Here is an 11,896-nt window from a genome sequence, read left to right on the forward strand (position 1 = left end):
CAAACTAGGAAGCTAGTCGCAAGCTGCTCAAAACAGTGTTTTGAGGTTGTGGATAGAACTGACGAAGTCAGTAACCATACCTACGGTAAGGCGACGCTGACGTGGTTTGAAGAGATTTTCGAAGAGTATAAAATTTTGTTTTATTTAATTATATACATTTGTGTAAACTTAAAAGCCCGATGTTTCCATCAGGCTTCCTTTTTATCCATGTACACGTTTCATATAGTCTTGGTAACTTTCGGTATCCATGAGTTTTTTAGCGTTCTTAACGCGATCTGCTGTTGGTGGTTTGACCCCTTCGAGCGAATAAGGAATTCCCAATTCACGCCACTTGAACTCACCCATGGTGTGATAAGGTAGAATTTCAAATTTATCAACATTTTTGAGGGTCTTGACGAACTTACCAAGTTCAATCAAGTCATCATCTCTATCTGTCAAACCTGGAACTAGCACGTGGCGAATCCAGACAGGTTTTCCAATATCTGATAGATACTGGGCACAGGCCAAAATATTTTTATTGGTTTGGCTAGTAACAATCTTGTGCTGTTCTTCGTTGATTTCCTTGATATCTAAGAGAACCAAGTCAGTTACAGCCATGAGCTTGTCAAACTTTTCAAGGTAACGTGGTTTATTGCGGAAAGGAAGGGCACAGGTATCCAAGGTACAGTGGATTCCTTGTTCCTTAGCCTTGGTAAAAAGGGCAATCAGGAAATCAATCTGCAAGAGGGCTTCTCCTCCACTGACTGTAATCCCACCCTTATTCCCCCAGAAACCGCGGTAGCGCAAGGCCTCTGTCAAGACATCATCTACCGTCCGTTCACGTGATTTGTTGGACTCCATCGCCCAAGTATCTGGGTTGTGGCAATACTGGCAACGCATGTGACAGCCCTGCAAAAAGACAATAAAGCGAATACCAGGGCCATCTACCGACCCAAAGCTTTCTGTCGAATGCACCATCCCTGTCACTTGTCCATAATCAATTGTTTCTTCAGACATATCGTTACCTTCCTTGAAAACGTTTTATAGTTTTATTATATCACGACTTGAAGGAAAAACAAGATTTTTGCCTATTTTTTAGAAAGCAATCTGTTTTTCAATTTCATTTTCAATTAATTATCATTTTATTCTTCAAAATCAAAGCCATACAAGGTTGCAAAGTAGTCCTCAGGGCGCTCTGCACGGCGAATTTGACGGGCTTTACCTTCTTCGGTATAGAGGATTTCCGCAGAACGAAGTTTGGCATTGTACTGGTAGCCCATTGAAAAACCGTGAGCACCTGTATCATGAATTACCAGCAAATCACCGATTTCTGTATGAGGTAGTTCACGATTTACTGCAAATTTATCATTATTTTCACAGAGTGAACCAACCACATCTACAACTTCAGCTGGTCCATCTGGATGGGTCACGTTAGTAATATGATGGTAAGCTCCGTACATAGCTGGACGCATGAGGTTGACTGCTGATGCATCCACACCTAGATAGGTACGGTAGGTTTCCTTCTTATGAGTCACTCTTGTAACCAAAGCACCGTGAGGTGCCAACATAAAACGACCCAATTCGGTGAAAATCTTAATCTGACCAAGACCTGCTGGCGTAAGAACCTCTTCATAAACCTTACGAACCCCCTCACCAATCAAGGCGATATCGTTTGGCTCCTGGTCTGGACGATAGTTGACACCAATACCGCCAGAAAGATTGATAAAATCTAGCGAAATGCCCAACTTTTCCTTGATTTCAACAGCCAATTCAAATAGCTGACGCGCCAACTCTGGATAATAGAGATGGGTCACGGTATTGGATGCTAGGAAGGAGTGAATCCCAAAGGTCTTGGCTCCTTTTTCCTTCAAGCTAGCAAAAGCTTCAAAGAGCTGGTCCTTGGTCATGCCGAACTTAGCCTCGCCAGGATTGTCCATAATATCTGTTCCTAGCTCAAAAACGCCTCCAGGATTGTAACGACATGAGATGATTTCTGGAATTCCTGCTGCTCGCTCCAGATGTTCAATATCTTCAAAGGCATCCAAGTTAATGGTCGCACCCAATTCACGCGCATAGGCATATTCCTTGTCTGGCGTGTTGTTTGAAGAGAACATAATCTCAGAACCAGGGAAATTCAGTTTATGGCTCATCAAAAGCTCCACATAACTAGAGCAGTCCACACCACAACCTTCCTCTTGGAGAATTTTCAAAATAGCTGGAGTTGGAGTAGCCTTAATTGCAAAATATTCCTTAAAGCCCTTGTTCCACGAAAAGGCTTGGTTGACGGCTCTTGCCTTCTCACGAATCCCCTTCTCATCATACAAGTGAAAGGGAGTCGGGAACTCGGCAACAATCGCTTCTAAGTCTTCTTTATTGATAAATGGTGTCTTCATAAGCTTCCTTCTATTCTATTTCCAAAGAAAGGCTGGGACAATCGTTCCAACCTTTAGTTCTATCTCTTATTTATCTTCGTCAAAGATATTACCAACCTCAACATCGATAGTTTGGTTCTTGACATCAATATTGGTTACCTTCAAGAGTGACTTGTAGTCAAACTGCTTTTCACGTTCTTCTTGGGCATTGTCCGCAAAGACCGCTACACCTGCCAATTCTGAATCAAACTCACGCAAGAGACTGATCATCCCGTTGACAGTTCCGCCACCTTTCAAGAAGTCATCCACAATCAAGACACGGCTTCCTGCCTTGAGACTACGTTTTGAAAGGAACATTTTCTCGATACGGTCACCACTTGAACCTGATACATAGTTGACGCTGACAGTTGAACCTTCGGTAATTTTCAGGTCACGGCGCACAATAACAAAGGGAACATTGAGGACATTGGCAACTGCATTTGCAAGTGGCACACCCTTAGTCGCTACGGTCATAACCGCATCAATTTTTTGATCCATAAAGCTCTTGGCAATAATGCGACCAATATTTTTCAAGATGGCTGGTGTGCTAAGCAAATCGGACAGGTAGATGTAACCACCTGGCAAGATACGGTCACTTTCTGACAACTTGGCACGCAAGTCTTCAACCATTTCCTTAGCATCATGGTTTGAGATTGATGGTGTAAAGATGACACCTCCGCCAGCCCCAGTCACAGTCTGGATGTGACCGATTTCGATTTCCTCAAAGGCGCGTTTGATAATGACGATATCTTCTGAGATAGATGATTTAGCAGATTCATACTTTTCAGCAAAAGTATTGAGACTAGTTAGTTTATAAGGATTATTAATCAAATAGTTGGAAATGACAACCATCCGATCACTTCTTCTTAATTTCATTTCTATTTCCCACTTCATTTAATTTTGATATTTTATCTATTATACCATATTCACATAAAAAAACGAACATTCTTATCCTAAAAAATGCTCATTTTTCTTAAATTGTTAATCTAAATCTGGTTTATAGAAGGAACGATTGTCCATAGCGAAGATTTTATTGGTCATCTCTCCCTTATCCACCAAAGCCAGAGCTGTTGACATCATCATCATGCTAGCATCCAGATTGTCAATCATATGGATAATCTCTGCTTCCATAATGCGTGGACGGACTGGACTTCCATACTCAAGCAAGCCGTGGTGACTGAGGATGACGTGACGAAGTAAAACGACTTCTTCCTTGGTATCATCGATGCCGAGTTCCATCACTGTTTTAGTAATTTCGCTATCAATGAGAGCAATATGCCCAAGAAGATTGCCTCGCACTGTGTACTCGGTCTGGTCTGGTCCCGTCAACTCGATGACTTTAGCTAAGTCATGCAGCATAATCCCCGCATAAAGCAGACTCTTATTAAGCTGAGGATAGACCTCGCTAATAGCATCTGCCAAACGCACCATGGTCGCCGTATGATAGGCCAAGCCTGTTTCAAAGGCATGGTGGTTGGTCTTAGCAGCTGGATAAGAATAGAATTCCTTATCGTACTTGGTGTAAAGATTTCGGACAATTCGTTGCCAGACAGGATTTTCAATTTTAAAAATCATTTGCGACATGTAGTCACGTATTTCCTTAACATCAACTGGTGACTTGACCTTGAAATCAGCTGGATCATTGGGTTCGCCAGGTTGAGGCAGGCGGAGAGTAATTTGATTGACTTGAGGGGTGTTGTTATAAACTTCTCGGCGCCCTTTCATGTGGACAACCTTACCTGCAGTAAAGGACTCAATGTTATGAGGTTGGGCATCCCAGAGCTTCCCATCAATCTCGCCACTATCATCTTGGAAGGTAAAGGCTAGGTAGTTTTTCCCAGCTCGAGTTTGCCTCAGGTCAGCTGATTTGATTAGGTAAAAGCCTTCAAACAGCTCATCTTTTTTCATGTGACTAATCTTCATATTCTTCCTCATTTTCTTGGAAATGGAGTAGATCAAGCGCAGGCTCACCTTCTGATAACTCAATGTGACGGAGCGTCCGCTCGATAGCTGTGGTGCGACGGTTTAATAGTTCATCAATATTGCCAGAGGCATGTTGAAGATGTTTTTGTGCCTTGACCAGAATACCACCAAACTTGCTAAACTCAGTCTTGACGCTAGCAAGGGTCTTGCTAATATGGTCAGCACTCTTTTGTATATTGAGGGTTTTGAAACCAACCGATAGGGAGTTAAGAAGAGCTGATAGGGTACTTGGACCTGCAACAATAATCTGCTCCTCCCGTCTCAAATCATCAAAGAAGACAGGATTACGGACGATTTCTGAGTAGAGACCTTCTGTCGGAACAAACAAAACTCCAAAATTGGTCGTCCGAGGTGGCGCTATGTACTTGTTCCTAATATCCCTAGCAAAACGCTTGACACTTGCTAAGAGTGACTTACGACAGCGTTCGATTTCATCCTTGTCACCTACTTCATAGGCTTCTTCTAGGCGGTAATAATCTGCCAGTGGAAACTTAGAGTCAATTGGCAGATAGACGTATTCCTGGTCGCCTTGTCCAGGCAGCTTGATGGCATACTCCACTCGTTCACTGGAGTTTTCAACCGTTGCGTATTCTCGTTCATACTGGGCAGGGGTCATGATATCCTCGATGATTTGCCCCAGTTGCAATTCTCCCAGAATCCCTCGCGTTTTGGTTCCAGAGAGAACCTTGTTGAGGGCGCCAACATCACGGGCAACTGTCTGCATTTCTCCAAGGCCACGATTGACAGACTCCAGTTGTTTGGAAACTGTCTCAAAGGAAGCTTGCAAGCGCGTCTGCAAGGTCTTTTCTAGTTTTTCCTCGACTGTTTGGCGCATTTGTTCCAAACGTTGCTCATTTGATTCCTGCAAGGCTTGGAGACGTTGGTCAGTCTTGTCTCTGGTTTGGAGGAGACTATCTGTCATTTCTTGACGGACTTGCGTCAGACTTTGGTGCAATTCGATTCGCACTTCTTGCAAACGGTCGCTGACAGCCACTTCCAAATCTTTTTGGTCCAACTGGCTGGCTTGTCTGGCTTGTTCAAAACGGTAATCCAACTGGTCTGACAAGTGATCTGCCTGATCCTCCAAGCTCTTGGTCAGATGTTTTTCCTGCTTATCCTGCCTCTGCCAAATCAGAAAGAGTCCAGCTAGGTTGGCAATCAATAATAGAACAAGTAAACTTTCCATCCTACCTCCTGTCCTTACTATGTAGTACGACCACATAGCCATCTGGGCAAGTCACTGAAACTTCCCTATCTATATATTCGTTAGAAGCGTACACTTTTTTAAAGAAAAAATTTTCCTCTGTCAACTCATACTTGGCTCCAAGAATGGTCAGCTGGCTATCTCGAACCGGCATAAAGGCTAGATAATCGTAGTCTGAACGGGGATGTAGCTGACTGGTCCCTTCTGGACAATAAGTAATCAAGTTTTGCCCATCCTCAATTTCTATTTGATGCATATAGGGTGCCAACTTGGGATTGCTAGGAAGAAAAACATTGGCCAGCATGTGATCAATACGGCCACCCAAAGCACCGAAAATAGTAATCTGAGCCTGAGGATTTTGCTCAAAGATGGTTAAGAGAGCCAATTCCAAATCTGTATCATCTTTTTCTGGTCGGGCTTGGACAAAATACTGGGCACGTTTTTGAATCACTTGCCGCTCTTCTTCCGTCACAGAATCAAAATCTCCGACTGCTAGAGCAAGAGGCAGATTTTCTTCCAAGACCCAGAGCGAGCCTCGATCTACACCAACAAAGCAATCAAAATCCGTTCGATAATGACCGCGGTCTCCGCCAGCAAAAACGGCAACCCTAGTCCAGTTGTTTTCTGAGAGTTTGTACTCGCTCATTGACTTCTCCCTTAAAGACATAGGAACCTGCTACAAAAACGGTCGCACCAGCTTCTTTGGCTTGAGCAATAGTTTGGTCATCAATCCCACCATCCACTTCAATCTCAAATTTCAAACCTTTTTCCTGACGAAGGGCAACCAGCTCACGTACCTTATCCATGGTTTCAGGTAGAAAAGCTTGCCCACCGAAGCCAGGATTCACCGTCATGACCAAAACTTGGTCAACTAGGTGAAGCACGTGCTTAATCGCCTCCACAGGCGTACCAGGATTGATAACAACAGATGGCTTGACACCTAGTGAACGAATTTTTTGAAGGGCACCATGGATATGATGCGTTGCTTCCACATGGATACTGATGATATCTGCTCCCGCACGCGCAAAGTCTTCTAAATGATGCTCTGGATTAGCTACCATCAAGTGGCAGTCAAAGACCATCTTGCTATGAGGACGAAGACTCTCGACCACACCCGCACCAAAACTGATTTGTGGCACAAAATGACCATCCATGATATCGATATGGGCATACTCTGCCCCAGTTGCTTCTAGACGTTTGATTTCACGTTCAAAGTTGGCATAATCCGCTGCCAGAATTGACGGAGCAATCTTGTATTGAGACATAGGTTTCTCCTTATTTTGGAATTTTTTTGCTGACTTTTTTATAAGTTTCTCTGCGATTTTCAATCTCACTGAGGAATTGCAGGTAGTTGTCAAAACGGAAGGTGGCAATGGTCCCTTCTTCCACTGCTGGCTTCACTGCACAGGACGGCTCATGAGTATGGGTACAAGTGCGGAATTTGCAGTTTCGGCTGACACTAGCAATCTCTGGAAAAGCCTGATTAAGGTCTTCAGCCGTTGTCACTTCATAATCCAGCGATGAAAATCCCGGTGTATCTGCGATTTTACCCCCATTGAGGTTATAAAAACTAACAGCTCGAGTGGTATGACGGCCACGACCTAGACTGTCTGAGATTTCTCCCGTTTCAAGGTTGAGGTCCGGTACGATTTTATTGAGAAGAGTTGACTTCCCAACACCTGTCTGCCCCATAAAGACTGTAACCTTGCCTGTTAACAAGGGCAAAAGTTCCTCCTTACTGGTCACAAAGTCATAGCCGATGTTACCATAAGTCTGTTCATAAAAATCCAATTCTGACCTATCTTCCAACAAATCCATCTTAGAAATATAGACGATGGGATGGATACCCTTGTGCTCCAAAAGAACCAAGAACCGATCCAGCAAATTGCTGTTGAAGTCCGGTTCCTTGACAGACATGATCACCACAGCTTGGTCAATATTGACAATGGGCGGACGGACCAGACTGTTTTTTCGTTCGTGAATCTTGAGAATATAGCCTTCCGAATTTTCCTCAGCAGAAAAGTCGACCAAATCCCCAACGTAGGGAGTATGCCCTTTTTTACGGAAATTCCCACGCGCTCGTGTCTGATAAACCTGGCCCTCACTCTCCACATAGTAGAAGCCTGCCAAGGCTTTAATAATTTGTCCCTGCATCTTAGAGCCCTTGCCCTTTAAGCGCATCTGCTAGACTGGCAAATTCTGCCAAGCTGAGAGCTTCCCCACGTACACTTGGTGACAATCCTGCCTGGTCTAGAGCTTTAGTCAATTTATCCTTAATTTCTTCAGTCTTGCCAAAGTAGCCTGTCAAGTTATTCCACAAGGTCTTGCGGCGATGGGTAAAACTAGCCTTGGAAACCTTAAAGAAGAAGTTTTCATCTTCTACTGCTACGGCTGGTTCTGGACAGCGCACCATTTTCAAAATAGCTGAGTCCACATTTGGCGCTGGCACAAAGACTGTACGCGGCACGATAAAAGCAACCTTGGCTGTCATATAGTACTGAACCGCAATCGACAAGCTACCGTAAGCCTTGGTGTTAGGTTGGGCTGAGATACGATCCGCCACTTCTTTCTGCATCATGACCACAAACTCACTAAAAGGAATGCCACTTTCAATCAAGTGCATGAGAATAGGCGTCGTGATATAGTATGGCAAGTTAGCCACTACTTTGATTGGCAGGTCAGGATTTTTGAAATTCTGGATATGCTTCGCCAAATCAACTTTGAGAATGTCCTCGTTGACCACGGTTACATTATCAAAATCACACAGAGTATCTGCCAAAATCGGTACCAAACGGCGGTCGATCTCAAAGGCCATAACTTCTGCTGCACGCTCAGCCAAAAACTCGGTCAAAGCACCAATACCTGGCCCGATTTCGATGACATTAACCTGGTCATCAATCTCAGCCGTATCCACGATTTTTTGAAGAATATTGGTATCCGTCAAGAAATTTTGCCCGAAGGACTTTTTAAAGGTAAAACCGTGACGCTCCAGCACTGCCTTGGTCACGCTGTAATCTGCAATTCTCATCTATTCTCTTTTCTATTATCTGTTACTACTATTGTAACACATTCCCCTTGTATTTTGGGGGTGAAAATCATACCAAAAAACTATCTTTCCTCATGAAGAAAGATAGTCTTGGAAATCTTTAAAGGTGGACTCATCGGTTCTCTCGAAACATCCGTTCGAAAAAATCAGCTTCTTGATAACTTCGATTTTCAGGTAGGGTCAAATCTACATCCTCCTCCACATCGTCCACTGTCAGTTCAACCGTTTGAGGTAAATTTTTCAAACGATAATGCTTTTGCCTTTGCCCTTCAATGCTAGCAAAATCAAGCAAATATCCATTCACTCGGATTTGAACCAAAAGGAGATGATTGGTCATATTTTCCATGATGAGAATATCTTCTAAACCACCTCTGGCACTAGGATAATCAGATACCCTGCGAATACGGATTTTTTCACACATGAGCAAACTCCCTCATATCAATGATCTCATCGGCCTTATTCCAGACTAGGGGATTATGGGTAGCAATGATGATCATTCGATTTTCATCTTTCAAGCCCACCAAGAGATTCATAACCTCCTCTGAATTTTCAGGATCAAGAGCTGCTGTTGGTTCATCCGCCAAAATCAAGGGTGGATTTTTCAAAATAGTCTTCGCAAGGGCAACTCGTTGGGCCTCTCCCCCAGATAAAGTATAAATTTTTTGTTCTAGATCCAAATACCCTAGATTAACTTTTTCTAAAGCCTCCACTTGCCTTTCCAAACGTTCTACTTTTGAAATTTTTTGACCGACAAAGCCCAAATCCAAATTCTCTTTGATTGATTGGTTTTCTAAGAGTCCAAAATTTTGAAAGAGATAGCCCATCTGGTCTCGAAAATACTCACGAGTGGGAGTGGTTTTTAAATCTTTCCCCTGATAGAGAACCCTTCCTCCATCTATCTTTTCTAGTTTGCCTAAGATATTCAGCAGCGTCGTCTTTCCGCTTCCACTCTTTCCGATTAAGGCATAGACCTTGCCCTTCTCCAGCTTGAGATTTAAACCAGAGAAAATCGCGCGGTCATTAAACTTCTTTTCCAATCCTTGAATATCAATCATCTTATTTTCCTTTCAATACTGCCATGCTACCAGATTCTTCCTTTTTATCCTGCCTTACTAAAATCAACAGAGCGTTAAGCGTAAACAAAGCTACAACTAGAGCGCTAATCAAGCTATCTCCTGTCAAAACACTAGATAGGGTTAGCCCAAGTAAGAGAACTCCTCCTTGCGCCAGTAAATACTTGCCATGAAGCTCATAGATTGTCATACCAGAAAGACGTTTAATCATGATCTCCCGTCTAAACTGCTCAAAATAGAGAAGATTCATAGAATCAAATAACAAGATAGCCGTAGACAGGGTCAAAATCGTCCCAATAAGGAGAGAGTAAAACTCCATCCGTTTGTCATTTAGTACCTTGGCAAAAAATAGCTGGCTTTTTACCAAATAAGAGACTTTGTGATACAGACCTTGCTCTTTTAGAGATGTGATGCTGTCTCCATATCGATCTAGTTTCAAGGCACTATTAGCCGTAGTTCCCCACAACATCCCTGCAACAGGTCTTGTTCCAGTCGCTTGCGGCGTTAGAACTACAATAATCGGATCTTTTAGATATTGACGTGTCGTCTTGTACCCATCGTTATAGAGGAAGCGTTCCTGTCCTGTTTCTGTAAAAGCTAGCGTTAACTGTGGAAGGTAGTGTTTCTGACTCGTCGCTTCTACACTTTCAGATGAAAAGTTTTGCAGGTAGTCTGTAAATAATCCTTGATAGTAGGCAGACTGCTCTCGCAAGCTCTCAGGCAAGATCAGCCCAAACTCTCCCTCAGACAAGTTTTGCATCTTGTCCATAAACTCTGAAGAAATGGTAACCTTTTCTTCTATCAGATAGCGCGGTGAGACATAGATGACATTCCCTGCTGGTGTGTAGTCATTGAAACGATTGCCATCTAGGTCTACTTCTGCTCCATCTGAGAAATTGTCAACATTGCTCATGATATAAAAAGAGTCTGTATTGGCTAACCGTTCTTCAGTAAATGTCTGCCACTCGCGATTCTCCTTACGCATTCCTTCTTCATCGGCAAATGCACTAGACCAACCAAAGGATAGACGGTAACGATCTGAGGACTGGCTCCATTTATCGCTAGCTCTCTCCATCTCCTGCATTTCACGGTAGTGGGGTAGGAGAGCAGTCGCACTCGAGCCGACTACCAGCACGGCCAAGAGTTGCCCCACCATCATCAATGTCATCATACGTTTGAGAGGGAGTTTCCCTTTCAATAGATCCACCAGACTATTTTCCTGTAAACCAAGTAGATATACGACACTCAGTAAGGTAGAAATCCCTATCAAGGCCAATCCATAAAGCAAAAGACCAATGATGACCAGTTGCACCGTTGCCATAAACAAGGCACCTTGATACCAGAGAATTCCCACTCCCAAAAAACTGGATACCATCACCGAGAAGATAAGCTGTCTCATATCTTCTAATACTGGTCTGAGAGCAACCCCAAACAAGCTCTCACCAGCTATTAAACGAATCCCTGCTTGACGGAGGGATTTTATCCGATAAATCAGAGTCAAACTCATAAAGGTCAGCAGAAAAATAGCTAAACTCAGTAGCACCATAGGGGTGACAGCCAATAGTAAGACTATCGAAAATGAATCTTCTCCATTCGAAACAAAGCCTTGATAGCCAAGTTCTTTCAAGGTGGTCTGTAAGCTCACTCCATCCAAACTTCCTGACACAATCAAGTAAGACCCTAATAAATCACTCGTTTCTGCACTCTCCTTGGAGGAAATGGTCAGACCTGCTGGAAGCTCTCCCTGACCATAAGTGGCATAGGTAAAGCGTGTTTCTCCAGCTTCATTTGGCTCAACGATCCGACGGGCGATGAGACTATTATGCTCTACCGCCAAGTGACTCAAAGCCTCTGTCACCTCTTCGCGACCAGCTACTGGTTGATTTATCACCATTCCTGTCACATCAACAGAGGGATAGTTACCAAATAAAATCTCTTCTCGATGGTCAACGGAAGTTATCAGCATATAAAGCGATACCAATACCATTGAAACCAAAATAAATAAACGTTTCATCATTTCCTCCAAAAAGTTACTTGGTCACTTAGTGAGAAGGTGACCACAGTCACTACAATGTTAAGAAGCATATTAAGTTCTTTCCACTAGCAACATCTTCAAATACATTATATCCGTTTCTTCAAGAACTACCAAGGACATCAATGTCCTTAGAATCTAACTATTTCATTTTATTTTTAACTTATA

The 11,896-nt window shown here is 43.2% G+C and carries 12 protein-coding genes; all 12 read right to left on the reverse strand.

All coding sequences use genetic code 11. The annotated features are described in order from the left end of the window. Nucleotides 1-201: 201 nt before the first annotated feature. Nucleotides 202-996 (reverse strand): pyruvate formate-lyase-activating protein, encoded by a 795-nt coding sequence (gene pflA, locus ACORHU_RS08825; protein WP_001288288.1) that lies wholly within the window; start codon nt 994-996, stop codon nt 202-204. Between the two features lie 125 nt (nt 997-1,121). Beyond that, nucleotides 1,122-2,372, reverse strand: a complete 1,251-nt coding sequence (locus ACORHU_RS08830) for a diaminopimelate decarboxylase (RefSeq protein WP_434364385.1) — start codon at nt 2,370-2,372, stop codon at nt 1,122-1,124. Nucleotides 2,373-2,438: 66 nt separating this feature from the next. Then, nucleotides 2,439-3,266: a pur operon repressor gene (gene purR / locus ACORHU_RS08835; protein ID WP_136936900.1), complete on the reverse strand. Its 828-nt coding sequence runs from the start codon at nt 3,264-3,266 to the stop codon at nt 2,439-2,441. 105 nt (nt 3,267-3,371) lie between these two features. Next, nucleotides 3,372-4,313, reverse strand: a complete 942-nt coding sequence (locus ACORHU_RS08840) for a 3'-5' exoribonuclease YhaM family protein (protein ID WP_434364386.1) — start codon at nt 4,311-4,313, stop codon at nt 3,372-3,374. After that, complete coding sequence (rmuC, locus tag ACORHU_RS08845; protein WP_434364387.1) at nt 4,303-5,559, reverse strand: DNA recombination protein RmuC; 1,257 nt, start codon at nt 5,557-5,559, stop codon at nt 4,303-4,305. Before rmuC ends, ACORHU_RS08840 begins: the two co-directional genes overlap by 11 nt. A 1-nt stretch (nt 5,560) precedes the next feature. Beyond that, entirely contained in the window at nt 5,561-6,223 is a 663-nt protein-coding gene (locus ACORHU_RS08850) for a thiamine diphosphokinase (protein ID WP_434364388.1), read from the reverse strand. After that, entirely contained in the window at nt 6,186-6,842 is a 657-nt protein-coding gene (gene rpe, locus ACORHU_RS08855; RefSeq protein WP_434364389.1) for a ribulose-phosphate 3-epimerase, read from the reverse strand. Before rpe ends, ACORHU_RS08850 begins: the two co-directional genes overlap by 38 nt. A 10-nt stretch (nt 6,843-6,852) precedes the next feature. After that, nucleotides 6,853-7,731 (reverse strand): ribosome small subunit-dependent GTPase A, encoded by an 879-nt coding sequence (rsgA, locus tag ACORHU_RS08860; protein WP_434365177.1) that lies wholly within the window; start codon nt 7,729-7,731, stop codon nt 6,853-6,855. A 1-nt stretch (nt 7,732) separates the two neighbouring features. Then, nucleotides 7,733-8,605, reverse strand: coding sequence for a 16S rRNA (adenine(1518)-N(6)/adenine(1519)-N(6))-dimethyltransferase RsmA (rsmA, locus tag ACORHU_RS08865; RefSeq protein WP_434364390.1), 873 nt, complete (start codon nt 8,603-8,605; stop codon nt 7,733-7,735). Between the two features lie 130 nt (nt 8,606-8,735). Then, nucleotides 8,736-9,044 carry a hypothetical protein gene (locus tag ACORHU_RS08870; RefSeq protein ID WP_000333264.1) on the reverse strand — a complete coding sequence of 103 codons (309 nt, stop codon included), beginning with the start codon at nt 9,042-9,044 and terminating at the stop codon, nt 8,736-8,738. Next, complete coding sequence (locus ACORHU_RS08875; protein ID WP_434364391.1) at nt 9,037-9,678, reverse strand: ABC transporter ATP-binding protein; 642 nt, start codon at nt 9,676-9,678, stop codon at nt 9,037-9,039. Before ACORHU_RS08875 ends, ACORHU_RS08870 begins: the two co-directional genes overlap by 8 nt. A 1-nt stretch (nt 9,679) precedes the next feature. Then, nucleotides 9,680-11,710 carry a bacteriocin-associated integral membrane family protein gene (locus tag ACORHU_RS08880; protein ID WP_434364392.1) on the reverse strand — a complete coding sequence of 677 codons (2,031 nt, stop codon included), beginning with the start codon at nt 11,708-11,710 and terminating at the stop codon, nt 9,680-9,682. Nucleotides 11,711-11,896 lie beyond the last annotated feature (186 nt).

Origin of the sequence: Streptococcus sp. KHUD_015 (assembly GCF_051106265.1) — a bacterium.
In the GTDB taxonomy this organism is placed as follows: Bacteria; Bacillota; Bacilli; order Lactobacillales; family Streptococcaceae; genus Streptococcus.